This window comes from Roseovarius nitratireducens, assembly GCF_002925845.1.
Classification (GTDB): Bacteria; Pseudomonadota; Alphaproteobacteria; order Rhodobacterales; family Rhodobacteraceae; genus Roseovarius; species Roseovarius nitratireducens.
The window spans coordinates 128606-155396 of the sequence record NZ_PDNI01000036.1 but is presented as its reverse complement, the minus strand read 5'-3'; the positions used below and the strand labels follow the sequence as shown (position 1 = coordinate 155396).

Sequence of the window (26791 nt, the reverse complement as noted above, 5' to 3'; positions counted from 1 at the left end):
AGACAGATGTGGAGATTGATCCGAGGAGATCAGATGCGCTGGATTGCCTGCCTTGCCCTTGGTCTCGTCGCCTCTTGCGTCGAGGTGTCAGAGACCGCCCAGACCCGGCAGCCCGCTGCCGAGCGCCCCGCGCCGACGGTCACTCGCGCAAAAGTGCAGCAATTCCTGACTGTTGCACAGCGCATCGAGCCGGTGGCCGAGCGCAGTTGCCGCGCCCGCGCGCCGCGCTCTAACTGCGATTTCCGCATCGTGGTGGATGACCGGCCCGGCCAGCCGGTCAATGCCTACCAGACGCTCGACCGCACCGGGCGGCCGGTCGTCGCCTTCACGTTGCCGATGATCGGCGCGGTCCGCAATGCCGACGAGCTGGCCTTTGTCATGGGGCACGAGGCCGCGCATCACATCGCCGGCCACATCCCGCGCCAGCAGCAGAGCGCGATGGCGGGGGCTGTCATTCTCGGCGGTATCGCCGCGATCACGGGAGCCGGGCAATCGGTGGTCGACGGGGCCGTCGATCTTGGCGCCGGCGTGGGCGGGCGTGTCTTTTCAAAGGATTTCGAGCTTGAGGCGGATGCGCTGGGCACGGTGATCGCGCATCGCGCGGGCTATGATCCGGTCCGCGGGGTGGCATTCTTTTCGCAGATCCCCGATCCCGGCAACCGGTTCCTCGGGACGCATCCGCCCAATGCACAAAGGGTAGAGACGGTGCGGCGGGTGGCGGCGGGGCTTTGACCGAGATCAACGACGCGAGGGAATCCGCATGGCAGGCTAATGGCCGGAGTACAGGGAGACTTGCCATGCAACACAGCTTTATTCTCAAGCGTCATGCCGACCTCGTGGACCGGATGGCAGAGGCACAAGGTGTTGATCTGGAAGAAACAATGATGGCCGGGCACCTCACCCCCGGAGAGCTGGGCGAGGCGGTTCTGGCCTGCACCGGATGTGCCGCGCCGGAGGCATGCGAGCACTGGCTGGCCGCGCATGAAGCGGGCGAGGCGGTGCCGGATTATTGCCGCAACAGCGCGCTTCTGACCGAGCTGACCGCACGGTTCAAGCGCTGAACCGCAAGGTTCAGAGCGCCGCAGCGACCGCCGTGTTAATACCTATGAAGAAGCAGGCCGAAGCCAGCGCGACGAAGACGTGCCAGATCGCGTTGGCGAAACGCAGGCTTTCCCACGCGTAGAAGATCACGCCGACGCAGTAGAGCAGCCCGCCGCCCACGATGAACGCGAGGCTGAGACCCGGCAGCACGCCCGAGAGTGGCAGGATCAGCGCGACCCCGGCCCAGCCCAGCGCCATGTAGGGCAGCCAGCCGGTGGTCATGGTCCCGCGCGGCATGCGCAGCTTGGACAGCGCGCCGAGACAGGCCAGCGCCCAGACCCCGACCAGCACCATGTAGCCGAAGGCGGTGCCCAGCAGGATGCCGAGCGGCGTGAAGGTGCCCGCGATCTTGACATAGATCGCCGCGTGATCGAGCCGCCGCAGGATCGGGCGCAGCGGCGTGTGCGCGAGCAGGTGATAGGCCGCCGAGGCGCCGAGCATCGCGAGCAGCGACAGCGAGTAGACCGTGACTGCGAGGAACGTGACCCCGTCCATGTGCAGGGCCCAGAGCGAATAGACCGCTGCCACCCCGGCGAGCGCCGCAACCAGGCCCATGACATGCACGACGCCATCGGCGATGCGTTCTGCCGGGGAATAGAGCGGGTAGGACATCTGCGTCATTCCTGCATGGTTACATGATCTTGGGGACATATCCTTAATACCCGCCAAATCCGGCCATCATGCGACATGATCGGGGCAGGACCGATGCATACGTGCAACGTGCCGTGCGTAGAGTCGCGGCGCAAGCACGCGCTCGTAGACGAGATGCGCCGCTTGGCGCAGCCCCGGCAGCGCCACGATCCGCGCCAGCCAGCGGTAACGCGGCAGCACGCGCCACAGCGCCAGAAACGCCTCCACGCCCGACAGCACGCGCCCGCCCTGGCGCACATGCAGTTGCCGCGCGGCCATGTCGGGATCGATCCCCCACTCTGCCAGATCGCGGGTGTTGAGATCGTGGAACACCACCGGATGACTGCGCGCCTCTGAATGGGCGCGGTAATGGTCGATCTCGGCGCGGCAGACCGGGCAGCGCGCATTGTAGAGGACGTGGGTTTCGCTCGGGTCTGTCATGTCCGGGGACCTATGCCGGGCTCGGGCGCGGGCAAGGGCTGCGGGTGGAAAAGGCGGTTGCGTTGGTGGATCTTATTTCTTATTATTTTTGTCAGATATAATCGAAACCGAAGGATCACACCATGCACCTGCCTGCCCTGCCCGTTCTTGCCGCCACCCTCGTGCTCGGTCACGGCGTCCTGCCGGCCACCGCCGCCGAGGAGGTCGAGCATTATGCCGCCGCGTCCTCTGAAACCCTCGCGGAGGCGATAGAGAACCTCGCCGCCTACAACGCCAAGGTGGAAGCGGTCATGGCGCGCGACGATCTGGGCGTGCAGGACATGGAAGAGGTGCACGAATACACCTACACGATGGAACAGGCCGTGGCGCGCATCGCCTCGGAGGTGGAGAAGATCGCCGTCGTGCTGGAGCGGGTTCACCTGTCCTCTGAAGGTGACAACCCGCATGCCCTGCGCGGGGCGACCGAGGTCTACCTGGAAATGACCGCGCCGCTGACCGAGTGAGGGGGCGGGGCCCCAAGAAAACCGAGCCAAAGGCGGCTGTCAGATGATGGCCGCGAACTGGTCGGGGTGGGGGGACGGCGGTGGTTGTCGGGGTGTGTTTGGCCTGAAGCGGACCTTCCGGTCTTGGCCCACTTGCGCGGAATCAAGGCGCGGAACGCGCCGCCGCGCAGCGCCCGACCGCCCCCTCGGGCGGGCGCTCCTCGTCGTTGCAAGTAGCTGTGACTGCAGAAGTATCTTGCACCATAAACCGCACAGCACGAGCCGAACTGCGCCCACCCGGCGGTCGGGCGCTGCGCGGCTCACGGCAACGTCCGCTCAAGCCCCAAAACCGCACGTCTCTCTCCAAGCGCCCCGGTGCCCGCGTCCCGCTTGGAGGATGATCGCCCCTAGAAATCCAGGTTCGCGACGCTGAGCGCGTTTTCCTGGATGAACTCGCGGCGCGGCTCGACCACGTCGCCCATCAGCTTGGTAAAGAGGTCGTCGGCCTCGGCCACGTCGTCGATCTTGACCTGAAGCAGCGTGCGCGCCTCGGGGTCGAGCGTTGTCTCCCAGAGCTGGTTGGGGTTCATCTCGCCCAGCCCCTTGTAGCGCTGGAGCGTGAGGCCCTTTTCCCCCTCTTTCAGGATCGCGGCCAACAGGTCGAGCGGGCCGAAGATGGGCTGCGAGCGGTCCTTGCGCAGGAGCGTTGCGCGCTCGCGGTAGATGTCGCGCAGCGCCTGCGTCATCTGCGCAAGGCGGCGCGCCTCGCCGCCGCGCAGCACCGGGCCGTCGAGCGTGCGGATTTCCTCGACGCCGCGCACGGTGCGGGTAAGACGTAGCCCGTGATCCTGCGTCGGGCGGCCCTGCCAGCCGCGCTCGTACTCGTTGGAGATCATGTCGAGCCGGGTGGCCACGGTATCGGCCACGCCCTGCAGATCGGCATCCACGCGCCCGGGCAGGAACGCCTCGGCGATGGCTGCCTGTTCGAGGATATGGCGCGGGTAATGGGTGGGGAACGCCTCCAATATGCGCTTGGCCTGCCGCGCCTCCTCTACCACGCGCACGAGGTCCGGCCCGGCGATCTCTTCGCCGGTGCCAAGGCGCAGGGCGGCATCGGTGGTGCCCTGCTCGATCAGGTAATCCTCGAGCGAGGGGTGATCCTTGAGATAGACCTCGGACTTGCCGCGCATCACCTTGTAGAGCGGCGGCTGCGCGATGTAGAGGTATCCGCCCTCGATCAGCTCTGGCATCTGCCGGTAGAAGAAGGTCAGCAGCAGCGTGCGGATATGCGCGCCGTCCACGTCGGCATCGGTCATGATGACGATCTTGTGGTAGCGCAGTTTCGTGATGTCGAACTCATCCCGCCCGATGCCGGTGCCAAGCGCCATCACGAGGTTGCCGATTTCCTGGGAGCCCAGCATCCGGTCGAAGCGGGCACGTTCGACATTGAGGATCTTGCCGCGCAGGGGCAGCACCGCCTGCGTGCCCCGGTCGCGCCCGGTCTGCGCCGAGCCGCCGGCGCTATCGCCCTCGACGAGGAAAAGCTCGGTCTTGGAGGGATCCTTGGACGAGCAGTCCTTGAGCTTGCCGGCGAGGAAATTGACATCCATCGGGTTCTTGCGGCGGGTCAGGTCGCGGGCCTTGCGCGCCGCCTCGCGGGCATGGGCGGCCTCGATGATCTTGCCGACGATGATCTTGGCGATCTGGGGGTTTTCCTCGAACCATTCGGCGAGTTTCTCGTTCATCAGACCCTCGACCGCCGGGCGCACCTCGGAGCTGACCAGCTTGTCCTTGGTCTGGCTCGAGAATTTGGGATCGGGCACCTTGACCGACAGCACGCAAGTGAGCCCCTCGCGGGCGTCGTCGCCGGTGAAGCTGACCTTTTCCTTGCGGGCGATGCCGGTGGTCTGGGCGTAGGCGTTGATGGTGCGGGTGAGCGCGCCGCGAAAGCCCGCCATGTGGGTGCCGCCGTCGCGCTGCGGGATGTTGTTGGTAAAGGGCAGCACGGTCTCGTGATAGCTGTCGTTCCACCACATCGCCACCTCGACGGTGATCCCGTCGCGCTCGCCGATGATGAAGATCGGCTCGGGCACCATCGGGGTCTTGTGACGGTCGAGATACTTGACGAATTCCTTGACCCCGCCTTCGTAGAAAAGCTCGGATGTGAGCGGCTCGGGTGGGCGCTCGTCGCGCAGGATGATGCGGACGCCGGAATTGAGGAAGGCCAGTTCGCGGAGCCGCCGCTCCAGCGTTTCGAAGCTGTAGTCGAGGTTGGAGAAGGTGTCGGTCGAGGCGAGAAAGCGCACCTCGGTGCCCTTGCGCCCGTCGGCATCGCCGACGACGTGAAGATGGTCGACCGTAAAGCCCCCCTCGAAGCGGGCGAGGTGCTCCTTGCCATTGCGCCAGACGCGTAGTTCGAGCCAGTCGGAGAGCGCGTTGACGACCGACACGCCGACGCCGTGCAGGCCGCCAGAGACCTTGTAGGAATTCTGGTCGAACTTGCCGCCCGCGTGCAGCTGGGTCATGATGACCTCGGCCGCCGAGACGCCCTCTTCCTCGTGGATATCGGTGGGGATGCCTCGGCCATTGTCGCTGACCGAGACGCTGGAATCGGCGTGAATCGTGACGTTCACGGCGTCGGCGTGACCGGCCAGCGCCTCGTCGATGCCGTTGTCGACGACCTCGTAGACCATGTGGTGCAGGCCCGAGCCGTCATCGGTGTCACCGATATACATGCCGGGGCGCTTGCGGACAGCCTCCAACCCCTTGAGAACCTTGATGGAATCGGCACCATATTCTTCGGGCACGATGGCGGGTTCGGACATGCGGATTTCCCTTTGGAATGTTTCGCATTTTATACGAAGTCTGGGGGGGAATGTCACGGCCCCACCCCATATTTTGCGCTGTTTCGCGCTCAGGTGAAGGGGATCACCAGCCCGACGAGGATCAGCAGCAGGCCGGAGGCCGAATTGAGCCGCGCGATGGCCCTGGGGCTCTGCAACAGACGCCGCGCGCGATCGAGAAACAGCGCGAGGCCAAGGTTGCCCAGCATCGGCACGATGGCCGAGACCGCGAGGATGGCGGCGATGTCGGGCACCGTGACGCGCGAGAGATCGAAGAAGCCCGGCAGGAAGCCCATGTAGAAGAGGATCGCCTTGGGATTGCCGATCACCGCTGCCATGCCCACGGAAAACCCGGCCCAGAGACCGGGGCGGGTCATGCGGCTGTCGGCGCCGGGCACGCGCACCGGGGCGCGGAACAAGAGCAGGCCCATCACGATGAACACCGCCGCCGCAACCCAGCGCAGGAGGCCGAGCGCGTCACCATAGAGCGACAGCACCCAGGCCAGCCCCAGGATCGCGCAGAGCGGCCAGATCAGATCGCCCAGCGCCACGCCCACGGCAAGGGGCCACGCCCCGCGCATACCGCCCGAGAGAGAGCGCGCGGTGAGCGCCACCCAGACCGGGCCGGGCACGGCCCAGAGCCCGGCCATGGCGGCGGCGTAAAGCATGAGGTCAAATAGCGTGACGGTCATGGAGCATCGGGCAGGGTGAGGCTGCCATCGGGGGCGAGCGGCCAGAAGGGATTCATCGCCAGTTCCCAGACATGGCCATCGGGATCTGCGAAATAGCCGGAATAGCCGCCCCAGAACACCTTTTCGGGGCGCTTGAGTGCCGTGGCCCCGGCGGCGATGGCCCGGTCATAGGCGGCGTCCACCTCGGCCTCTGTGGGGAAATTCTGCGCCAGCGTCATCGCACCGGTGCCAAGCGCGGCACCCGGTCGCCCCTGATCGGCGGCCAGGTCGGATTTGCCAAACAGTCCGAGAACCAGCCCGTTCATCTGGTAGAAAACGACCTCGTCCTGCGCCGCCGCCGGTGTCCAGCCGAGGGCGGCGTAGAATGCGCGCGCGCGGTCGAGATCGGCCACGCCAAGGGTGATGAGGGTCACGCGCTGCGGGGTCATGATGTGGCATCCTCCGAGATGTGGCTGGTGCCGTCGGTGTCGGTGACGTGGATGTGCTGTGCCCGGTCGCCCAGTTCGGCAAATAGCTCCGGCCCGGTGCCGGTCATCCACGCCTGCGCACCGAGGCCGCAAACCTCGTCATAAAGCGCGGCGCGGCGACCCGCGTCAAGATGGGCGGCCACCTCGTCCAGAAGCAGGATCGGCGGCGCCCCGAAATCGCGCGCCAGCGCGCGGGCATTGGCGAGGATCAGCGACACCAGAAGCGCCTTTTGCTCGCCGGTGGAGCACTCGGCGGCGGGCACGCCCTTGGCGGCATAGACGCCGTAGAGATCGGCGCGGTGCGGGCCGACCAGCGTGCGCCCGGCGACGAGGTCGCGAAACCGGCTTTCGGCCAGCGCCTCGCGCAGGTCATCGGCGCCCTCGGGCATCTCGCCCTCGGTCTGGGTCAGGCCCAGTTCGGCGGTGGGAAAGGCGGTTTCGGCCTGCATCTGCGCGCCGGCGATGAGCGCCAGCGCCTGCTGCCGGTTGGCGTGCATCTCTGCCCCCGCCGCGGCCATCTGCCGTTCGAGGGCGAGATACCAGTGCGCGTCGCGCACCTGGTCCTTGAGCAGGCGGTTGCGCTCGCGCATGGCCTTTTCATAGGCCAGAACCGCGTCGGCATGGCCGGGCACGAAGCTCATGGTCATCCGGTCGAGGAAACGCCTGCGCCCTTCGGCCCCCTCGATCCAGAGCCGGTCCATCGCCGGAATGAGCCAGAGCACGCGGGCGATGCGGCCCAGCGCAAGCTGCGCGGCGGGCTTGCCGTCGATACGGACCTGCCGCGCGGTGCCGTCCTCGGAGACGATCTCGACCTCGTGCACCTGGTGCAGGGACTGCAGGATGGCGGTAATCTTCCAGCCGAGGGCTTCAGGCCGGCGCGCCATGTCCTGCGCCGCCGCGCGCCGCAGGCCCCGCCCGGGCGACAGCAGCGAGACCGCCTCGATCAGGTTGGTCTTGCCCGCGCCGTTGGGGCCGTGGATCGCCACCGGCCGCGCATCAAGCATGAGCCGCGCCGACTTGTGCGAGCGGAAATGCGAGAGGGTCAATTCCGACAGGTAGAGGGACATGTCTCTTCCATATCCCGAGTCAAGAAACCCTGCCAGAAGCAAAAAAAGCCCCGCATGGTGCGGGGCTTTTCAGCATCAGATCACGGCTTGATTTCGCCGGAGGATCTGATGGCCCCGGGTGGGGTCTTAATGCGGATGTTTCCAGAGCCGCCACATGAAACATATGTGCGCTCAGAGATGTCTTGTCAACGATGAGAGGCTCAGGCCATGTAGAACGCAGGCCTGAACGCGCGCCATATCGGCGGCCGCAAGTGTCTGGGTCTGGTAAATCCGTTTAGCGTTTCGGTCTTTGCCGAGCAAGAGCAGGTCCATTCTGTGGAAGCCCGCAGAATAAACCATATCGCCTTTGAGCCACCGTGTTCGTTGCCCCCATCGGTCAGGCAAGCGAAATGGAATGTCGATCTCACAATGATAGGGCATCGGCTTGTTTGGTGGCGTCGTGCTCAGGGGTACAACCGTACAAAGACCGAAGCGTGCCTGGATGGGCTTCGAGATTACCACACATAAACGTGGCTTCACCATTTCAGGTTCCTTGAAGGCACCGTCGAACCGGACGCGCAAAATGGTCCCCTGTTTCGGGTGAAACTTGAGCGCCAAGCTCCGCCCTCACACCCGCATCGGCATGACCACGTAAACCGCCGTCGTATCGTTTCCCTCGCGCATCAGCGTGGGATCGCCGGAGGAGTTGAACAGGAACACCGCGTTCTCGCGGTCCACCTGGCTGGCGATTTCCAGCAGGTATTTCGCGTTGAACCCGATTTCCAGCCGTTCGTCGCCATAGGCCACGGCCAGCTCTTCCTCGGCGGCGCCGCTGTCGGGGGCGTTGACCGAGAGCACGAGACGGTCCTCGTCGAGCGACAGCTTGACCGCGCGCGAGCGTTCGGAGCTGACCGTTGCCACGCGGTCCACCGCCTGCGCGAACTCGGCGGCGTCCACTTCGAGGCGGCGGGTGTTTCCCTGCGGGATGACGCGGGTATAGTCGGGGAAGGTGCCGTCGATCACCTTCGATGTCAGGGTGATGTCGGGGGTGGCGAAGCGCACCTTGGTTTCGGAGACCGAAACCGCGATCTTCATGTCGTCATCCTCGAGAAGCTTGCGCAACTCTCCCACCGTCTTGCGCGGGACGATGACGCCGGGCATGTCCGCCGCGCCCTCGGGCAGGTCGGCGTCGATCCGGGCGAGGCGGTGGCCGTCGGTGGCCACGCAGCGCAGAACCTTGCCGCCATCGGCCTCGGAGACATGCAGGTAGACGCCGTTGAGGTAATAGCGGGTCTCCTCGGTGGAGATGGCGAATTTCGACTTGTCGAACAGCCGCCGGAGCGTCGCGGCGGGGGCCGAGAAGTTGCTCGCGTATTCCGCCGAGGCCATCACCGGGAAGTCCTCTTTCGGCAGGGTGGCGAGGTTGAAATTCGACCGGCCCGCCTGCACCGCGAGCCGCCCCGAGGCGGCATCCTCGGACAGCGTGACAAGCGCACCGTCGGGCAGCTTGCGCACGATCTCGTGCAGCATCACCGCCGAAACCGTGGTGGCCCCCGCGCGTTCGACCTGCGCCGTTGCCATATCCACGATCTCTATGTCGAGGTCGGTGGCGCGGAATTGCACACGCTCGCCCTCGGCCTCGATCAGGACGTTGGCGAGGATCGGGATCGTGTTGCGGCGCTCTACCACCGATTGCGCTTGCGCGACCGCCTTGAGCAGCGTGCCCCGTTCGATGCTGAATTTCATGCCCTCGCTCCTGTCAGATACCGCTCTCGCGCCGGGAGGGGCACGGTACCGAAATCCCCATCCGGCTCAAGCGTTTTGTGACGTTGTCAGCCGGATTTGCCACTGCGTCAAGGGCCGGGGGCCGGTCTGCCGCCTCAGGCCTCGAGCGAGCGGCGCAGCAATTCGAGGTCATCGGCGATCTGGGCATCCTTCTGGCGCAGCTCGTCGATCTTCTTTACCCCGTGCATCACGGTGGTGTGGTCGCGCCCGCCAAAGCTGCGCCCGATCTCGGGCAGGGAGCGGCTTGTGAGTTGCTTGCACAGGTACATCGCCATCTGCCGCGGCCTGGCATAACAGCGGGTGCGCCGGGGGCCGACGAGATCGGACAGGCGGATGTTGTAGTGATCGGCCACCTTGCGCTTGATCTCTTCGACCGAGAGCTTGCGCTCGTAGCTGCGCAGCATGTCCGAGAGGCAATCCTGCGTCAGTTCCTGCGAGATCGGCTTGCCCACCAGCGAGGCAAAGGCGAAGAGCCGGGTCAGCGCGCCTTCGAGAACCCGCACATTGGTGTTGATGCGATGCGCGAGGAATTCGAGCACGCCGTCCTCGATCGTGAGATCGGGCTGAGCCTCGCGGTAACGCTCGGCACGGTTCTGCAACACGCCGAGGCGCAATTCGTAATCGGTGGGGTGCAGGTCGACGACGAGGCCGCATTGCAGCCGCGACTTGATCCGGTCCTCGAGCCGCGCGATCTCTCCGGGGGCGCAATCGGCGGAGATGACGATCTGCTTGTTCTGATCGACCAGTGCGTTGAAGGTATGAAAGAATTCCTCCTGCGTGCTGTCCTTGCCGGCGATGAACTGCACGTCATCGACCATCAGCACGTCGACCGAGCGGAACATCTGCTTGAAGTCCATGATCTTGCGGTCGCGCAGCGCCTGCACGAAGCGATACATGAACTGTTCTGCCGAGAGGTAGAGCACGGTCATGTCGGGTTGTTTCTCGACCAGGTCCCAGGCGATGGCGTGCATCAGGTGCGTCTTGCCCAGCCCGACGCCACCATAGAGAAACAGCGGGTTGAAGGTGGTCTCTCCGCCTTCGGCGACGCGGCGCGCGGCGGCATGGGCAAGCTGGTTGGGCTTGCCGACGACGAAGCTGTCGAAGCGAAAACGGTCGTCGAGCGGGGCGGAATGCAGCGGGTTGTCGCTCCGCGCGGCGCGCGCGGGGGTCGGTTTCGACGCTTGCGGCGCATCGGAACCATTGACCGCGACACGGAAATCGAGCTTGCGCACGCCGGAATCGATCTGTGACAGCTTGTAAAGAATCAAATCGCCGAAATGCTGGACCACGTAATTCCCGATGAACCGGGTCGGCACCGAGAGCATGGCCACACCGTCGGACACCTCCGCGAATTCGAGCGGCTCTATCCAGTTGCGAAACTTGTTCTGCCCGACTGCCTGCCGGATCTGCTGTTTCAGCTCACCCCACTGTTCTTGTGTCATATGTCCCGTTCCGCTGCTCTTTTCTGCGCCATCGGACAGGGGCCCGATAACAGGTCAAAAATTGCAACCCGCGACGGAGGACAAAGGATAGAGTCGACACCGGCCACGAGCCGGCACCTGACACAGACGCCTCTGCACACTGCATGTTGATGGAAAAATCCCTGACCGCGACCCGTCCCAAAGCCACCGGGATCTCTCCGTCAAAATGCTTTTAGACAAGACCGGAAAGCAAAAAAGCTCTCCTCTGGCGAGCCGGGGCAAGATATCTGCCCCAAGCTAGCAATGGCCTGTCCCCCCAAGCGTGAATCGCACTTATGACGTTACCAACGTGGCACGCGTCCAGACAACTCATCATTGCGCTTGACAGGACCGGGGGCGGAAAAGAATCTCTGGCTGTCGCACGGAGGCACAAACGCAAACGGGCACCGCCCCATGGCGATGCCCGTTCGATTTCGCGTCATTGGATGCGCTCAGCCCAGCGCCTTCACCCGTGCCGAGAGCCGCGACATCTTGCGCGCGGCGGTGTTCTTGTGAAAGACGCCCTTGGTCACACCGCGCATCAGCTCGGGCTGTGCGGCGCGCAGCGCGGCGGTGGCGGCATCCTTGTCACCGGAGGCGATCGCCTCTTCGAGCTTGCGCAGGTAGGTGCGGATACGCGAGCGACGCGCCTTGTTGACGGCGTAGCGCTTTTCGTTCTGGCGCGCGCGCTTCTTGGACTGGATCGTATTGGCCATGGGTGTCTGAACCTTTCCCGGGTCTATCAATGTCTGGTTGCACAGATACCCGGTCCTGCCCCGCCAAATCGGGGGCCTCGGCTCTTGCCTGGATAGCGGGCATCACGCGCATGTCTGGCGCGGCGTATACCCGAGTCGCGGGGAAATGCAACCCCGCCGCATCGCGGGCCGCTATTCGCCCAGCTTGGCATGGACCTCGTCGAGGTCGATCTCGCCCACCGGCATCTTGTTTGCCGGGTTCTCGAAATCGTATTTGAACACCTCGAAGTCGCGCTTGTAGATCTCGTAGACCAGATGCATCGACAGATCGTCGAAGTAATCCTCGACCGGATGGGCGCGTTTCGGGCCGTGGCCCTCGGATTCGTTGAAGCGGGGAATCGTCTTGAGATCGACCTCGTGCGGCGTGTCGATCGCGGTCAGCACCTCTCCCATCCCCTCGTTGAATTTCTCGGTCCAGAATATCTTGTCGTAGCGCCCGCCGTTGACGATGAAGGTCGAGACATGGCCCGACATGGCCGACCAGTGGATATCGGGCTCCATCGGGCGCTTCCAGCGGATGGTGTCGCGGGCGAACAGCAGGAACCGGCGAAAGCTGCGTATCTGGTCGAATTCCTGCTTGCCGTCCTCGCCGCCCACCTCGATTCCGTATTTCTGGATGATCGTCGGCACCAGCTTGCCGCGATAGCGCCGCCCGTTGCGCTGGATGCCGCAGATCTTGTCGAAGAACGAGGACAGGATGCGGGTATAGGGATTGCGCACGCAGGTGAAGGCATAGGAGCGGTGACTGCGCACGTTGGCCGAGATGAGCTTCTGGCTGTCCTCGATGGCCCATTTGTGCATCCCCGACATGGCATCGTGGATGTCACCGTCGAAGAACGCGCCGTGGTCGGAGTAATACATGATCTGGCCGATGGTCGAGCAGGCGCATTTCGGGACAACGCGGTAAACCACGCTCTCGCTCTCGGTCATCCATGTTCCGGGAAACCCCATGATCGCCGTGCCTCTCGTCCTGCCCCCGCGTCAGGATTGTCTAACCTCTTCAAAAAAACAACGAAAGCCTGTTTATTGGCGGGGCGTTCACCGCTATTGCTTTAGACAACGCCCGAAAAACGCAGGAAATCGTTTCCTTAATGGCAAGAATCGCCTTCATCCTGCTCTGTCACAAGGACCCCGAGGCCATCGTGCGGCAGGCACGGATGCTGACGGCGGCAGGCGATTACATCGCGATCCATTTCGATGCGCGCGCCAAACCGGAGGCGTTCGCGCAGATCCGCGATGGGCTGGCCGACAATCCCAACGTGGTCTTTGCCCGCCGCCGGATCAAATGCGGCTGGGGCGAGTGGTCGCTGGTGCAGGCCACGCTCCATGCCGTCGAGGCGGCGGTCGAGACATTCCCGCGCGCGACACATTTCTACATGCTCTCGGGGGATTGCGCGCCGATCAAGTCGGCGCGCTATGCGCATGAGTTTCTCGATGCCCGGGACGTCGATTACATCGAGAGCTTTGACTATTTCGAAAGCGACTGGATCAAGACCGGGATGAAGGAAGAGCGGCTCGTCTACCGCCATTTCTTTAACGAGCGCACGCAGAAATGGCGTTTCTACACCTCTTTCGAGTTGCAGAAACGGCTACGCCTGACGCGCGCGATTCCGCATGACATCGACGTGCAGATCGGCAGCCAGTGGTGGTGCCTGCGCCGCCGCACGGTGGAATGGATCCTCGATTTCGTCCGCAAGCGGCGCGACGTGATACGGTTTTTCCGCACCACATGGATCCCCGACGAGACGTTCTTTCAGACGCTGGTGCGCCATCTGGTGCCCGAGACCGAGATCGAGACGCGCACCCTCACCTTCCTGATGTTCACCGATTACGGGATGCCGGTCACGTTCTACAACGACCATTACGACATGCTGTTGGGGCAGGATTATCTCTTTGCCCGCAAGATCAGCCCCGAGGCGGTGGTGCTCAAGCGGCGGCTTGGCACGCTCTACAGCAACGAAACGGCCAGCTTCAAGATTTCGGACGAGGGCCGCAATCTCTACAAGTTCCTCACCGCGCGCGGGCGCGAGGGGCGGCGGTTTTCCCCGCGGTTCTGGGAGGTCGAGAGCACCATCGGGCGCGACCGCGAGCTGATGATCGTGCTGTGCAAGAAATGGCATGTGGCCAAGCGGCTGGTAAGACGCATCCGCCAGATGACCGACCTGCCGGTGATCGAGTATCTCTTTAACGAGGAGGGCACCGCCCTGCCCAACCTCGGCGGCATCCAGGCCAGCCTCGTCAAGCGCACCCGCCATCGCCGCGCGCTGATGCGGATGCTGTTTGACTATTACGAGACCGACCGGCTTGTCGTCTGCATGGACCCTGCCAACATGGATCTGTTGACGGATTTTTGCAGCGATCGGGCCAAGACGCGGCTGCTTGAGATACAGTGCGATTTCTCCGACGCCTACCTGATCGGCCATGCCAGGCGCGTCGGGCTCGCGGGGGAGCAGACCCAAGGCGATACGCTGGAGCGGCTGCTGCCGACGATACGGGGCGATATCGTCCACGAGAGAGACCGCATCCGCGATGCCGGTTTCGCCAATCACCTCATCATGCGGGAAAGCGACGATCGCGACCGCTCTGCCGATATGCTGGCGCGATTCCTTGATATTCCTGCCGAAAAGGCGCAGGAGATCGCCGACTTTGACCATCTTTTCGCGGATTGAGGAGACCACATGGCCTATACCTACGACGACCAGAACGTTTTCGCGAAAATCCTGCGCGGCGAGATTCCCAACAAGACCGTGCTGGAGACCGGGCACACGCTCGCCTTCGAGGACATCCAGCCGCAGGCGCCGGTGCATGTGCTGGTGATCCCGAAAGGGGCCTATGTGGACTACGCCCATTTCGTGACCGAGGCGAGCGATGCCGAGATCGTGGATTTCAGCCGGACGGTGGCCGAGATCTGCCGCTTGACGGGCGTCGGGCCGGGTATCGGCGGCAAGGGTTTTCGGGCCATCACCAACGCCGGCGAGGACGGCGTGCAGGAGGTGCAGCATTATCATCTGCACATCATCGGTGGCCGTCCGCTGGGCCGGATGCTGCAAAGGTCGTGACGCCCGAGACGCGCGCTTGCGGTGCCGGGCATCCGCGCCCATATGACCCGCAATTGCAGCGCGAACAGACGGGCAGGACATGAATTTTCGCAACCGCGTGGGCGGGTTTCTCGACACGTCGCTTTTCCAGAACGCCATTCTCGGCGTGATCCTGTTCAACGCGGTGATCCTCGGGCTGGAAACGGTCGAGCCGCTGATGGCGCGGGCGGGGGCGCTGATCGTCGCGCTGGACAAGTTGTGCCTGTCGATCTTCGTGGTGGAGATCGTGGCCAAGCTCTATGCGCGGGGGATCGCCGGGTTCTTTCGCCGCGGCTGGAACGTCTTCGATTTCGTGATCGTGGGCATCTCGCTGGTGCCGACGACGCAAGGGCTGTCGGTGCTGCGGGCGCTGCGCATCCTGCGCCTGTTGCGCGTGGTGTCGGTGGCACCGTCGCTCAGGCGCGTGGTCGAGGGGCTGGTGACGGCGCTGCCGGGGATGGGCTCGGTCTTCCTGCTGATGGGGATGATCTTCTACATCGGGTCGGTGATGGCGACCAAGCTGTTCGGCGATGCGTACCCCGCGTGGTTCGGCGATCTCGGGCGCTCGGCCTATTCGCTCTTCCAGATCATGACGCTGGAATCGTGGTCGATGGGGATCGTGCGCCCGGTGATGGAGCAGTTTCCCTATGCCTGGGCGTTTTTTGTCCCGTTCATCATGGTTACCACCTTCGCCGTGGTGAACCTGCTGGTTGGCCTCATCGTCAACTCGATGCAGGACGCACATCACGCCGAGGACGTGGAAAAGACCGACACCTATCGCGACGAGGTGCTGAGCCGTCTCGAACGGCTGGAGGAGATGATGCGCGAAGGGCAGGAGGCGCGTGCCCACGATTCCGCAGGTTCCGGGTCGCGCGACTGAGCGGGGCGGGGCAAGCTTGGGCCATCATTCCCGAGGAGGCCCGCCATGCCCAGGATCACCGCCCTGACCACCGATCTCGTCACCGCCTGGCGTTCCGGCGCGCCCGACGCCTATGGCAACCCGCCCGAGCGGCAGGTGGCGCTCGGCAGCGGCAACCCCTGCCGCCATTGCCTCGATTTCATCCCGGAAGGGGCGGAGATGCTGGTGCTCGCGCATCGCCCCTTTGCCGGGCTGCACCCCTATGCCGAGACCGGGCCGATCTTTGTCTGTGCCGCGCCCTGTGCGCGGTTCGAGGGCGCGGGCATCCCACCCGCGTTGCGCGCGAGTCCCGACTACCTGCTCAAGGGCTATGGCGCGGATGAGCGCATCGTCTATGGCACCGGCAAGGTGGTGGCCGCCGATGCGCTGATGGACCATGCCGAATGGGCGCTCGGCTGGCCCGGGGTGGCCCATGTCGATGTGCGTTCGGCACGCAACAACTGCTTTCAGGCGCGCATCCTGCCGGGTTGAGGGGCGTGGGCGCGCTTGCGCCCCGCGCGCAGGCGCGCTAACCCGCCGGGGACAATATCGGGGTGACGGACATGAGCGACCTGCGCGAGAAATACCTGACAGCCATCGCCGGGGCCGAAGACGAGGCCGCGCTCGAGGCGCTGCGCGTGCAGGCCGTGGGCAAGAAGGGCGAGATCAGCCTGAAGATGCGCGAACTGGGCAAGATGAGCCCGGAGGAGCGGCAGGAAGCGGGGCCGCGCCTCAACGCGCTCAAGGACGAGATCAATTCGGCGCTCGCCGCGCGCAAGGCGGCGCTGGCGGATGCCGCGCTCGACGAGCGGCTGCGCGGCGAATGGCTGGACGTGACGCTGCCGGGGCGCCCCCGGCGGCAGGGCACGATCCACCCGGTGTCTCAGGTGACCGAGGAGGTCACGGCGATCTTTGCCGACATGGGGTTTGCCGTGGCCGAGGGGCCGCAGGTGGAGAGCGACTGGTACAATTTCGACGCGCTCAACATCCCCGGCCACCACCCCGCGCGCGCCGAGATGGACACGTTCTACATGCACCGTGCCGAGGGCGACGACCGCCCGCCGCACGTGCTGCGCACCCATACCTCGCCGGTGCAGATCCGCACCATGCAGGCGCAGGGCGCACCCTTGCGGGTGATCGCGCCGGGCCGCGTCTATCGCGCGGATTACGACCAGACGCATACGCCGATGTTCCACCAGGTCGAGGGGCTGGCCATCGACCGCGATATTTCCATGGCCAACCTGAAATGGGTGCTGGAGGAATTCGTCAAGGCGTTCTTCGAGGTCGATCACGTCGACCTGCGATTCCGCGCCTCGCATTTCCCGTTCACAGAGCCGTCGGCAGAGGTGGATATCCGCTGTAGCTGGGAGGGCGGGACGCTCAAGGTCGGCGAGGGCGATGACTGGCTGGAAATCCTCGGGTCGGGGATGGTGCATCCCAACGTGCTGGAGGCCGGGAATATCGACCCGAATGAATGGCAGGGCTTTGCCTTCGGCATGGGGATCGACCGCATCGCGATGCTGAAATACGGGATACCGGATTTGCGGGCGTTCTTTGATTCAGACCTGCGGTGGCTGCGGCATTACGGGTTCGCCGCGCTGGATGTGCCGACGTTGCATGGCGGGTTGTCGCGGTAGGCGGCGGAGCGGGTTGGTGCCGACCTAACAGCAGCACCGCGCATCGACGGGCCGCGGCGCGGCGATCCGACGATGGTTCTGCGCGCTTTATGGCAGCCAAATTCGCACTAGGCCCAAGCGGGGCGCAGGTTGCGGCAATATCGCCGTGCCGGGGGGCGGCGTCATGCCGAAGGCATGCCTCTGGCATGACGATGCGCGGGAGCGCGCAAGGCGCGCTCTGATTCCGCGCGGGGCACATGCTCACCCCACCGTCATCACCTCTCCCCCCGCTGCCTCGGCGTCGGAATGGTCGTGGGTGACTTGCAGGACCGGCAGCGCCCGCTGGCGGGCGGTGTCGAACACCAGCGCGCGCACCTGCGCGCGCAGCCCGGTGTCGAGCTTGGAGAACGCCTCGTCGAGCAGCAGCGCGCGCGGTTCTGACAGCAGCATCCGTTGCAGCGCCACCCGCGCCCGCTGACCGCCCGAGAGCGTCGCCGGGTCGCGGTCTGCAAACCCTTCGAGGCCGACCTCGGCCAGCGCCGCCTCTATCCGCGCGCGGCGGGCGGCGCGGCCACGCACCTCGGGCTTCAGCCCGAAGGCGAGGTTGGCCCCGACCGAGAGATGCGGAAACAGGTATTCATCCTGGAACAGGATGCCGATGCGCCGTGCCTCTGTGGGCAGGCCCGACAGATCATGCCCGTCGAGCCGGATGCGCCCGGTCATGGTAAAGGCCGCATCGAGCGTGCCGGTGATCGCCGCGAGCAGCGTGGACTTGCCCGACCCGGACGGTCCCATCACCGTCAGCACCTCGCCGGGGCCGACCGTGCAATCGAGCGCGATGAGCCGCTCGGGGCCCAGCGAAATCGCCAGGTGCTCGAACCGCAGACCCTCATCCATCGCGCATCCCCTTCCTGTTGCGCCAGGCGATGCGGGGCAGCAGCACGGCGAGCGCGAAGGGGGCAAAGGCCGCCGCCGTCTGCGCCAGCGCATAGACCCCGATGGCCCGCCGGTCACCGCCCGCGGCCAAGGCGACCGCCTCGGTGGTGAGCGTCGCCACGCGACCCGCACCCACCAACAGCGTCGGCAGGTATTGCCCCACCGAGACGGCAAAGCCAACCGCCGCAGCCACGAGGAGCGGACGCAAGAGCATCGGCAGCCGCACCGCCCAGAGCACGCGATCCGGCCCCGCGCCCAGCGCGCGCGCCACGATGTCCTGCCGCGCGTCCCATGCGCGCCACGGGTCCGACAGCGACAGGAAGACGTAAGGCAGCACGAACACCAGATGCGCCAGCACCACCGCCGCGCGCCCGCCATCGACGCCCGTCAGGATCGACAGCGTCTGAAAGCCGGTGAGAAACGCCACCTGCGGCACGATCAGCGGCAGGTAGAGCAGCCACAGCGCCCGCGTGGCGGGGCGCAGGCCGTGGCGGTGCTCGGCCTCGAGGCTCGCCAGCGTCAGCAGCAGCGCCAGCCCCGTTGCCGCCCCGGCGATGAGCAGCGTCTCGATGCCGGGACCGGCGAGGCGCGGGCCGTGGCGATCCCAGTTGCGAAAGGTAAACCCGTCGGGCAGCAGGTCTGGAAACTGCCAGAGACCGGCGAAGGACCACACCACCTGCCCGCCCAGCCCCGCGATCACCGCGAGTGCGGCCAGCGCGCCCAGCACCAGCGCGCCCATCCGCAGCATCCGCCCGGTGCCGCGCCGCCCGCGCCCGCCGCGCACGATCCACGCGCGCCCGGCGCGGGCCACGGCCATCTCGATCAGCCGCCACAGGCCGAGACCGAACAGCACCAGCCCCAGTTGCAGCACCGCCCCCGCCGCCGCCTGGAATCGCAGGGCGAGGTCGGGGTCGCTCATCCAGCGGACCACCTGCACGGCCAGAGTCGGCGGCGTGTTGGGCCCGAGGATGATCGCCACGTCCACCACCGACATGGAGAACGCCAGCACCGCGTAGACCGGCAGGCGGATCTGGCGGTAGACCAGTGGAAAGATCACCTTTAGCCAGCCGGTTACGCGCGCATAGCCCAGCGCCTGCGCCACCCGCAGGCTCTGGCCCGGGCGCACCTGCGTCAGCGCCGCCAGCGTCATCAGCAGCAGGAACGGCACCTCCTTGGTGACCAGCCCGAAAATGAGGCTGAGGCCCGCCGGGTCCTGAAGGATCAGCAGGTCGGGCGGCTGCGCCCATCCCGTGAGCCCGGGCGAGAGCGCGCGGGCAATCCAGCCCGAGGGGGCGATGAGAAAGGCGAGGCCAAAGGCCGCCGCCGCGTGCGGCACCGACAGGAGCGGCGACAACAGCCGCTCGATGGCGGCGAAGGTCCGCGTGCCCGCCCAGCCCGCGCAGATCAGCGTGACGATGGCGAGCGACAGCGCCGTGGCGGCAAACCCCACCCCGAGGCTGAGCGCCACCGCACGCGGCAGGCCCGGCCAGGCCGCGAGCGCCTCGAAAGCGGCGAGGCCAAGGCTGTGCCCGCCCAGCGCGGGCATGTAGCCCAGCGCCGGGGCGAGCGTGCCCAGAAGCCCCGCCAGCACCGGCCCCAGCATCACCGCCAGCGTCAGCAGCGGGGCCCAGTGCAGAAACCGCGCCCGCCGCGCGAGACGCGCCGGGACGGGGATGCTGGCAGCGGCGCGCACGCGGGCCTACTGGCCGACGCCGTAGCGCGCGGTCCAGTCCTGCTCCAGCCGGACCATCCAGGAGGGATGCGGCTCGGGCAGCGCCTCGCCGAGTTCGGCGGGGGTGAGTGTTGCCACGCCGAGTTCTATCGCGTCGAAGCGGGCGCGATCCTGCGCGGAGAGCTCGTCCATCGCCAGAACCGTGCCGTTGCCCCAGACTGCCGGATCCTGCTTGTGCGCCTGCGCCTCGGGCGACAGCAGGAAATTGGCGAGCACCAGCGCGCCTGCCTTGGCGTTGGCGTTGTAGGGGATGGCGACGAAGCTCGCATTGCCGATGGTGCCGCCGTCGAGCACGTAGCTGCGCACCGTGCCGGGAAGCTCGAAATTGGCGATGGCGTTGGAGGGCTCGTTGGGGTTGAAGCTGAGCGCGAGGTCGATCTCGCCATCGTTCATGAGCTGGATCAGCCGCGGCCCCGATTGCGGATAGGCCGCGCCGCCGCGCCAGAGGTTGGGCGTGAGATCGTCGAGGTAATCCCAGAGCGGCGCGGTGGCCTCGTGATAGCTCTCCTCGCTCACCGGCCTGGTCAGCGCCGACGGGTCGGGGGCCAGCTCCATCACTGCCTGCTTGAGAAAGGTCGAGCCGAGGAAATCCGGCGGCTGCGGATAGGCGAAGCGGCCGGGATTGTCCTGCGCCCAGTCAAGCAGCGCGGGGATCGAGCGGGGCGGCTCGGCCAGTCGCGCGGTGTCGTGGTAGAAGATGATCTGCGCCATGCCCCAGGGGGCCTCCAGCCCCTCGGTGGGCACGGTGAAATCCGAGGTCACGGCGGCCTTGCCCTCGACATCGACGTATTGCCAGTTGGGCAGGTCCTCGGCCCAGGGGCCATAGAGCAGCCCCTGTTCCTTCATCGCCGCGAAATTCTCGCCGTTGATCCAGATGAGATCGACCGCGCCGCCGGAATCCTTGCCCGCCGATTTCTCGGCAATGACGCGGCTGACGGCGTCGGCGGTGTCCTTGAGCTTGACATGTTCGACGGTGACGCCATAGCGCCCGGCCACCTCGTCGCCCGCCCAGGCGATATAGTCGTTGATGGCATTCGAGCCGCCCCAGGCGTGCCAATAGACGGTCTGCCCCTCCGCCGCCCCGGTGATCGCGTCCCAATCCCTTGGGTCGGGTGTCACCTCTTGCGCCGCGAGCGGTGCGGCCAGCGCAAGGGCTGCCAGCGATGTCAGCATCTGTCGGATCATGTCGAGGTCTCCTGGTTGGGTTGTCTTGTTATAGTGTATTGGCCAGACGCGCGAAGTCCTGATCCATCCGCGCCGCCGTGGCGGGGGCGAGATAGTGATCGACGCGGCCCCGGACATGGGCGATCAGCGCCGCCTCGCTCTTGTCCGCCGCCCAGTCCTCGCCGTCCTGCGTCGCCTTGGCCTCTGCCCCCGACAGCACACGCCATTTCGCGCACCATGTCATCGACCAGAGCCACATGGCGCGGCGCATCGGCAGGATCCACGGCGCGAGGGCGGCACGCTCGGGTCCGGGCAGGTAATCGAGCCAATGATGGCAGGCATCCGCCACCTGCTCAGGCGTCAGCACCGCGTGGGTGGCCACGTCCCAGGTGGTCGAGGTGTAAAGCGTGGCATGGGCCAGATCGAGCGGCGGCGCGCTGTAGCGGGCCTTTTCCAGGTCGACCAGAACGGCGCGGCCCTCGGGCGTGATCAGGAAATTGCCGGGGTGGGCGTCGAAGGAAATGAGCCGCTTGGGCGGCCGGGGTCCATCGGCGGCCAGATCGCGCAGGGCGGCGAAGTGGGTCTCGATGATTGCCCGCGTTTGTGGGTCCACCGCGTGCAGGTAGGCCGCCTGCGCCCCGATTTCCTCCAGCAGCCCGGCCAGCGGGTCGGCGGGGTCAAGGAGCGGCGGGCGCCTGTCCTTCTCCGGGACCGGCAGGGCGTGGATCGCGGCGAGGGCGGCCATGATGGCGGGCAGATCCTCGGGCAGGCGGGCAACCCGCCCCACGATTTCTTCCACCACCAGCCCGCCGCGCGGCAGCGCATCCGAGGGCGACAGCACGGCGTGCAGGCGCGGGGCGTGGCCGGAGGCGCTCGCGCGGGTGAAACAGGCGGCCTGGTAGGCGAGATTCTCGGCGGCCCCCAGTTGCATCTGGCTCTGCTTGGGCAGCCGCGCGATCCAGCCGGTGCCGCCAAGGCGCACGTGGTCATGCGCAAGCCCGGTGTCGGGCATCAATTCCGGCGTTCCGGGGGCGATGCCCGCCGCGTCGAGTGCCTGCGCCAGCGCCGGGATCAGCGCGGCGCGGCGATCCCCGGCGACCACGGTCATTCCGCCGCCCGCTTCGCTGCCAGCCGGTTGGCGCGCAGGCGTTCAAGCTCTGGCCCCAGCACCTTTTCGAAGAAGCGGTCGCAGCCGATGCAGAGGTTGCGATAGGGCTCTCCATCGGGCCGGGTGGTGCGCGATTCGTCGAGGAAGCGGGGCAAGTCCCAGCCATGCGCCATGCCCATCCGCTCGGGGTGGCCCATCGAGATCGCCTCGAACGCCGGGTGGCCGACGAGGCTGTCGAGGATGTCGTCCAGCCGCTCCTCGCAGAGATTGCCCAGGGGGGCCGCGGTCTTGAGGCAACAGGGAAACACGTCGCCATTGGGGTCGATGGACACTTCCGACCCCGAATAACCGCGATTGAGAAAGCCAAGCCCGCCCGACCAGACATTGCAGAAATTGTCGGTGATACCGGCCTTGGAAAGCGAGTTTTCCCACGCGCGCCCGCGCGGCCAGATCTTGCCGATCCAGGCATCCTCGGTCGCGCCGAACATGGAATAGACCGGCTGATCGTGGGTCTGATCGGCCCAGTTGCGGGTGGTGGAGGCGAGCGCGCTGTCGCGCATTCCCGCAGCCTCGAACATCTCGCGCAGCCGGTCGATGAGCGGCACGCGCTTTTCCCCCTCGTGGCCGACGTGAAAATCGTCCATCCCGGCGCAGGAAATCATCCAGACGCCGCGCGCCAGCAGATCATCCACGATCTGCGGCGTGACCAGATCGCCGGTGGTCTGCACGATCACCCGCACGCCCTGCGTGCCATACTTGCGCTGGATCGCCTCCAGTGCGGGATACAGAACCTCCTCGCGTACCGGATCGACCAACACCTCGCCCCCCGCGAGGATGATGCGGCTCGCGCGCCGCTCATAGCCGCCCGGCGCGGTCTCGGACGGGGCATTCAGATCGAGATAGCTCAGCTCGTCGGGCAGGCTGTCCAGCACCTTGGGAAAGGTGCTGCGCGCCTCGTCTACCACCTCGCGCAGCGCGCCGCGAACGTAGGGGCGAAAACGCCCCTCGTAGCAATGCTTGCACCGGCGGTGGCAGGCCCAGCACAGGACGTAATAGATGCTTTCCATGCGCGGTGCGCTCCTTTCCGTCGGGTCGCGGCTTGGGTGACACAGAAGATATGCCAGGGAAACGCACCCGCGCCCATTCTCACGGGATTGTCAGGCCCCTTGCCGCGTCAGACCCCGACATGGCGCTGCGTGATCTCGGGCGTCAGCGCCGTTATCGCCCCGTCCCACACCGTGCGCCCGCGCGCGAGAATCACCGCACGGTCGGCGATGCGTGACAGTTCCTTCAATGATTTATCCACCAAGAGGATCGCCATGCCGGTTTCCTGCCTGACGGTGTGGATGGCGGACCAGATCTCAGCGCGCACCACGGGGGCGAGCCCCTCGGTCGCCTCGTCGAGGATGAGCAGGCGCGGGTTGGTCATCAGCGCACGCCCGATGGCCAGCATCTGCTGCTCGCCGCCCGAGAGAGAGGCGGCGCGCTGACCGGCGCGTTCGGCCAGCCGGGGAAAGAGGGCGTGCACGCGCGCCATGCTCCACGGACCGGGGCGCGCGGCGGCGGTAAGGTTCTCGGCCACGCTCAGCCCGGCGAAGCAGCGCCGCCCCTCGGGCACCAGCCCGATGCCCGCGCGCGCCGCGCGGTGCGAGGGCATGGCGTGCAGGTCGCGCCCGGCGAAAGTGAGCCGTCCCTCAGAGGGGATCATCCGGCAAATCGCCTTGACGGTGGTGGTCTTGCCCATGCCGTTGCGCCCCATCAGCGCGACGACCTCGCCCTCGTCCACGCTGAGATCGACACCGAACAATGCCTGGCTTGCGCCGTAGCTGGCGGTGAGGTCCGAGAGCGCGAGCAGCGTCATGCCGCGTCCCCCAGATAGGCCGCGCGCACCTCGGCGCTGGCGCGCACCTCGGCCACGGTGCCGGTCATCAGCACGCGGCCGTAGACCAGCACGCTGATCCGGTCGGCAAGGGCAAAGACCGCGTCCATGTCATGCTCCACCAGCAGGATCGGTGCCTCGTGCCGCAGCGCGTCGAGCAGGCGGGTGAGGTCCGCCGAGCCCTCGCTGCCGAGGCCGGCCATCGGCTCGTCCATGACGAACGCCCGTGGCCCCAGCGTCAGCGCCACCGCCACCTCCAATTGACGCCGCTGCCCGTGGCTGAGATCGGCCACGCGGCGGTGGCGCGCCTCCGCCAGCCCGACCCGGTCGAGCGCCGCCTCGGCCTGCGCGACCAGCGTAGGGCGGCTCAACGCCGCGCGCCAGAAGCGCCACGGGCTGCCCGTCGCGCCGAGCGCGCCCAGCACGGCGTTTTCCAGCACGCTATCCTCCATCGCCAGCGCCGAGACCTGGAACGTGCGCGCCAGCCCGAGGCGCGCGCGCTGTGCCACGCTCAGCCCGGTGACGTCCTCGCCCTGAAGCCGCACCTCGCCGCTGTCGGGACGTAGCGCGCCGCAAAGCTGCGCGATGAGGGTGGATTTCCCCGCCCCGTTGGGGCCGATCACGGCGTGTATCTCGCCCGGCCGCAAATCGAGCGTGACCGCGTCATTGGCCACCAGCGCGCCGAAGCTCTTGCTCAGCCCGCGGGCCTCCAGCACCGGATCAGCCATGCCCGGTCCTCCGCGGCGACACGAGCCCGACGATCCCGCCGCGGGCATAGAGCACGATCACCAACAGGATCAGCCCCAGCCAGATTTGCCAGAAATCGGTGACCTGGCCGAGGAAATGCTCGAGCATGACGAAAAGGCCCGCACCAACGACCGGCCCGATGATCCGCGCCACACCGCCGAGGATCACCAGCACGATCAACTCGCCCGACAGGTGCCAGCCGAACATGGCCGGGCTGACGAACCGGTTGAGGTCGGCGTAGAGCGCGCCCGCAAGCCCCGCGATCGCCCCCGAGATGATAAAGGCCACCAGCCGCAGGCGCATCGGGTCGAACCCCACCGCCTCGGCACGGGCGGGGGCCTGCCGCGCGGCGCCCAGAGCGAGGCCGAAGGGCGAGCGCGCCAGCCGCGCGCTGAGCCAGAGCACCACGCACAGGAGCGCAAAGCACAGCCCGAAGAACTGGATCGGGTCGAGCGTGTTGAGCCCCGGAAAGCCATTTCGCACGTAGATCGACAGACCATCCTCGCCGCCATAGGCGCTCCACGAGATGGTGAAGTAGTAGAACATCTGCGCGAAGGCGAGGGTGATCATGATGAAATACACCCCGCTTGTGCGCAGCGCCAGAAGCCCCACCGGGATCGCCACCAGCGCCGAGACCGCGACCGCCGCAAGCCAGATTAACGGCATGGATTTCGTTCCCGCCACCTCGAACAGCCCGAGATCGAGCGGCGTGTAGGTCTGCGCGTGGAAGGCGAGAATGCCCATGACGTAGCCGCCGAGGCCGAAGAACAGCGCGTGGCCGAAGCTCACCAGCCCGCCGAGGCCCAGCGCGATGTTGAGCCCCGCCGCCGCCAGCGCGAGGATCGCCACCCGCGTGGCAAGCGTGATGGTAAACGGCTCGTCGGTGGCCGCGGCGAGCAACGCGACACCGCCCAGCACCGCCAGCACGCCGAGGCTCAGCACCCTTTCGCCGATCATGCCCGCACCCCGAAGAGCCCCGTGGGCCGCCACACCAGCACCACGCCCATCAGCACGTAGATCGCCATCGAGGCAAGCGACGCCCCGATGGAGGTGGCCGTCGCCGGATCGGTGAAGAGGCCGAAGAAGGCGGGCAGGAACACGCCGCCAAGCGTCTCGGTCAGCCCCACCAGCAGCGCGCCGACAAAGGCCCCCCGGATCGAGCCGATGCCGCCGATCACGATCACCACGAAGGCGAGGATCAGCACCGGCTCGCCCATGCCGACCTGCACCGACTGGATCGCGCCCACAAGCGCGCCCGCCAGCCCCGCCAGCGCCGCGCCGAGCGCGAAGACCAGCGTGTAGAGGCGCGAGATGTCCACGCCCAGCGCCGCGATCATCTCGCGGTCGTTTTCGCCAGCGCGGATGCGGATGCCGAGGCGCGTGCGCTCGATCAGCCACCACAGGCCCAGCCCCACCGCCAGCCCGATGCCGATCAGCACCAGCCGGTAAAGCGGATACTCGATCCCGCCCGGCAGGGTCACGGGCCCCGACAGCGCGGCGGGGATGTCGAGAAAGAGCGGGAAAGAGCCGAACACCCAGCGCACCCCCTCTGAAAAGACGAGGATCAGCGCAAAGGTCGCCAGCACCTGGTCGAGATGGTCGGCGGCATAAAGCCGCCGGATCACCGTCACCTCGATCAGCGCGCCCGCGGCGGCGGCGGCGACAAGCGCCGCGACGAGGCCCAAGAGGAAAGAGCCCGTCACCCCCGCCACGGCGGCGGCGGCGAAGGCCCCCACCATGTAGAGCGAGCCGTGCGCGAGGTTGATGAGCCCCATGACGCCGAAGATGAGCGTGAGCCCCGCGGCCATCAGGAACAGCATCACGCCAAGCTGCACCCCGTTGAGGATCTGCTCGATGACGAGGATGAGAGACATGTCCTGCCCGTTATTGTCCCGGCCCGCCGCGATGTGCGCGACGGGCCGGGAGAGTGGC

Annotated in this window: 28 protein-coding genes and 1 pseudogene; 8 read left to right on the top strand and 21 right to left on the bottom strand. The window is 66.5% G+C overall.

Going from position 1 to position 26791, the window contains the following annotated elements; translation table 11 throughout:
- The first annotated feature begins 33 nt into the window (after positions 1-33).
- Positions 34-732 (top strand): M48 family metallopeptidase, encoded by a 699-nt coding sequence (locus CRJ03_RS07510; protein WP_104018275.1) that lies wholly within the window; start codon positions 34-36, stop codon positions 730-732.
- A gap of 65 nt (positions 733-797) precedes the next feature.
- A complete protein-coding gene (locus tag CRJ03_RS07505) occupies positions 798-1061 on the top strand; it encodes a DUF6455 family protein (protein WP_104018274.1) in 264 nt (87 codons plus the stop codon).
- Positions 1062-1071: 10 nt separating this feature from the next.
- Here the strand turns inward: CRJ03_RS07505 and trhA are convergent, their stop codons facing one another.
- Both trhA and CRJ03_RS07495 read right to left on the bottom strand, forming a co-directional pair.
- Positions 1072-1713: a PAQR family membrane homeostasis protein TrhA gene (gene trhA / locus CRJ03_RS07500; RefSeq protein ID WP_240611598.1), complete on the bottom strand. Its 642-nt coding sequence runs from the start codon at positions 1711-1713 to the stop codon at positions 1072-1074.
- A gap of 66 nt (positions 1714-1779) precedes the next feature.
- Positions 1780-2172: a thiol-disulfide oxidoreductase DCC family protein gene (locus CRJ03_RS07495; RefSeq protein ID WP_104018272.1), complete on the bottom strand. Its 393-nt coding sequence runs from the start codon at positions 2170-2172 to the stop codon at positions 1780-1782.
- 122 nt (positions 2173-2294) lie between these two features.
- Between CRJ03_RS07495 and CRJ03_RS07490 the strand changes: the two genes are divergently transcribed.
- On the top strand, positions 2295-2675 hold the full coding sequence (locus CRJ03_RS07490; protein WP_104018271.1) for a DUF6746 family protein: 381 nt from the start codon (positions 2295-2297) through the stop codon (positions 2673-2675).
- A 386-nt stretch (positions 2676-3061) separates the two neighbouring features.
- Here CRJ03_RS07490 and gyrB read toward each other — a convergent pair whose 3' ends face one another.
- From gyrB to CRJ03_RS07445, 9 genes are all read right to left on the bottom strand, one after another.
- Positions 3062-5479, bottom strand: a complete 2418-nt coding sequence (gene gyrB / locus CRJ03_RS07485; protein WP_104018270.1) for a DNA topoisomerase (ATP-hydrolyzing) subunit B — start codon at positions 5477-5479, stop codon at positions 3062-3064.
- A gap of 89 nt (positions 5480-5568) precedes the next feature.
- Positions 5569-6189, bottom strand: coding sequence for a LysE family translocator (locus CRJ03_RS07480; protein ID WP_104018269.1), 621 nt, complete (start codon positions 6187-6189; stop codon positions 5569-5571).
- Positions 6186-6617, bottom strand: a complete 432-nt coding sequence (locus CRJ03_RS07475) for a VOC family protein (RefSeq protein WP_104018268.1) — start codon at positions 6615-6617, stop codon at positions 6186-6188. Before CRJ03_RS07475 ends, CRJ03_RS07480 begins: the two co-directional genes overlap by 4 nt.
- Positions 6614-7723, bottom strand: coding sequence for a DNA replication/repair protein RecF (gene recF, locus CRJ03_RS07470; protein ID WP_104018267.1), 1110 nt, complete (start codon positions 7721-7723; stop codon positions 6614-6616). The genes CRJ03_RS07475 and recF overlap by 4 nt, the downstream gene beginning before the upstream one ends.
- 171 nt (positions 7724-7894) lie before the next feature.
- The gene (locus tag CRJ03_RS07465; protein ID WP_104018266.1) at positions 7895-8320 is read right to left on the bottom strand and encodes a type II toxin-antitoxin system PemK/MazF family toxin; all 426 of its coding nucleotides are present in this window, start codon (positions 8318-8320) and stop codon (positions 7895-7897) included.
- A 9-nt stretch (positions 8321-8329) separates the two neighbouring features.
- Positions 8330-9448: a DNA polymerase III subunit beta gene (gene dnaN, locus CRJ03_RS07460; RefSeq protein ID WP_104018265.1), complete on the bottom strand. Its 1119-nt coding sequence runs from the start codon at positions 9446-9448 to the stop codon at positions 8330-8332.
- Positions 9449-9582: 134 nt separating this feature from the next.
- Positions 9583-10929, bottom strand: a complete 1347-nt coding sequence (gene dnaA, locus CRJ03_RS07455) for a chromosomal replication initiator protein DnaA (protein ID WP_104018264.1) — start codon at positions 10927-10929, stop codon at positions 9583-9585.
- Positions 10930-11399: 470 nt separating this feature from the next.
- Positions 11400-11663, bottom strand: coding sequence for a 30S ribosomal protein S20 (gene rpsT / locus CRJ03_RS07450; RefSeq protein ID WP_104018263.1), 264 nt, complete (start codon positions 11661-11663; stop codon positions 11400-11402).
- Positions 11664-11834: 171 nt separating this feature from the next.
- Positions 11835-12653 carry a sulfotransferase family protein gene (locus tag CRJ03_RS07445; protein ID WP_104018262.1) on the bottom strand — a complete coding sequence of 273 codons (819 nt, stop codon included), beginning with the start codon at positions 12651-12653 and terminating at the stop codon, positions 11835-11837.
- Between the two features lie 140 nt (positions 12654-12793).
- On the opposite strand from CRJ03_RS07445, the gene CRJ03_RS07440 reads away from it, so the two are divergent.
- The 5 genes from CRJ03_RS07440 to pheS all read left to right on the top strand — a co-directional run bounded on the left by CRJ03_RS07440 (position 12794) and on the right by pheS (position 17314).
- Positions 12794-14371 carry a DUF5928 domain-containing protein gene (locus CRJ03_RS07440; RefSeq protein ID WP_104018261.1) on the top strand — a complete coding sequence of 526 codons (1578 nt, stop codon included), beginning with the start codon at positions 12794-12796 and terminating at the stop codon, positions 14369-14371.
- 9 nt (positions 14372-14380) lie between these two features.
- Entirely contained in the window at positions 14381-14761 is a 381-nt protein-coding gene (locus CRJ03_RS07435) for an HIT domain-containing protein (protein WP_104018260.1), read from the top strand.
- A gap of 79 nt (positions 14762-14840) precedes the next feature.
- Positions 14841-15659 carry an ion transporter gene (locus CRJ03_RS07430; RefSeq protein WP_104018259.1) on the top strand — a complete coding sequence of 273 codons (819 nt, stop codon included), beginning with the start codon at positions 14841-14843 and terminating at the stop codon, positions 15657-15659.
- Positions 15660-15704: 45 nt separating this feature from the next.
- Complete coding sequence (locus CRJ03_RS07425; RefSeq protein WP_104018258.1) at positions 15705-16169, top strand: DUF1203 domain-containing protein; 465 nt, start codon at positions 15705-15707, stop codon at positions 16167-16169.
- A gap of 71 nt (positions 16170-16240) precedes the next feature.
- Positions 16241-17314, top strand: a complete 1074-nt coding sequence (gene pheS, locus CRJ03_RS07420) for a phenylalanine--tRNA ligase subunit alpha (protein WP_104018257.1) — start codon at positions 16241-16243, stop codon at positions 17312-17314.
- A gap of 240 nt (positions 17315-17554) precedes the next feature.
- Here the strand turns inward: pheS and CRJ03_RS07415 are convergent, their stop codons facing one another.
- The 10 genes and pseudogenes from CRJ03_RS07415 to CRJ03_RS07375 all read right to left on the bottom strand — a co-directional run bounded on the left by CRJ03_RS07415 (position 17555) and on the right by CRJ03_RS07375 (position 26733).
- Positions 17555-18190, bottom strand: a complete 636-nt coding sequence (locus tag CRJ03_RS07415) for an ATP-binding cassette domain-containing protein (RefSeq protein ID WP_104018256.1) — start codon at positions 18188-18190, stop codon at positions 17555-17557.
- Positions 18183-19832 (bottom strand): ABC transporter permease, encoded by a 1650-nt coding sequence (locus CRJ03_RS07410; RefSeq protein ID WP_104018336.1) that lies wholly within the window; start codon positions 19830-19832, stop codon positions 18183-18185. The genes CRJ03_RS07415 and CRJ03_RS07410 overlap by 8 nt, the downstream gene beginning before the upstream one ends.
- 96 nt (positions 19833-19928) lie before the next feature.
- The gene (locus CRJ03_RS07405; RefSeq protein ID WP_240611597.1) at positions 19929-21146 is read right to left on the bottom strand and encodes an ABC transporter substrate-binding protein; all 1218 of its coding nucleotides are present in this window, start codon (positions 21144-21146) and stop codon (positions 19929-19931) included.
- 28 nt (positions 21147-21174) lie between these two features.
- Entirely contained in the window at positions 21175-22233 is a 1059-nt protein-coding gene (locus CRJ03_RS07400; protein WP_104018255.1) for a protein kinase family protein, read from the bottom strand.
- Positions 22230-23300, bottom strand: a complete 1071-nt coding sequence (locus CRJ03_RS07395) for a radical SAM/SPASM domain-containing protein (RefSeq protein WP_129590256.1) — start codon at positions 23298-23300, stop codon at positions 22230-22232. The genes CRJ03_RS07400 and CRJ03_RS07395 overlap by 4 nt, the downstream gene beginning before the upstream one ends.
- A gap of 107 nt (positions 23301-23407) precedes the next feature.
- Positions 23408-24094 carry an ABC transporter ATP-binding protein gene (locus CRJ03_RS07390; RefSeq protein WP_104018254.1) on the bottom strand — a complete coding sequence of 229 codons (687 nt, stop codon included), beginning with the start codon at positions 24092-24094 and terminating at the stop codon, positions 23408-23410.
- Complete coding sequence (locus CRJ03_RS20665) at positions 24091-24162, bottom strand: ABC transporter ATP-binding protein C-terminal domain-containing protein (protein WP_439126625.1); 72 nt, start codon at positions 24160-24162, stop codon at positions 24091-24093. Before CRJ03_RS20665 ends, CRJ03_RS07390 begins: the two co-directional genes overlap by 4 nt.
- A 159-nt stretch (positions 24163-24321) precedes the next feature.
- Positions 24322-24768 (bottom strand): annotated as a pseudogene (locus CRJ03_RS20660) (ATP-binding cassette domain-containing protein); the annotation flags it as partial.
- A 64-nt stretch (positions 24769-24832) separates the two neighbouring features.
- Positions 24833-25816, bottom strand: coding sequence for a branched-chain amino acid ABC transporter permease (locus CRJ03_RS07380; RefSeq protein ID WP_104018252.1), 984 nt, complete (start codon positions 25814-25816; stop codon positions 24833-24835).
- Positions 25813-26733: a branched-chain amino acid ABC transporter permease gene (locus CRJ03_RS07375; RefSeq protein ID WP_104018251.1), complete on the bottom strand. Its 921-nt coding sequence runs from the start codon at positions 26731-26733 to the stop codon at positions 25813-25815. Before CRJ03_RS07375 ends, CRJ03_RS07380 begins: the two co-directional genes overlap by 4 nt.
- Positions 26734-26791: the final 58 nt, after the last annotated feature.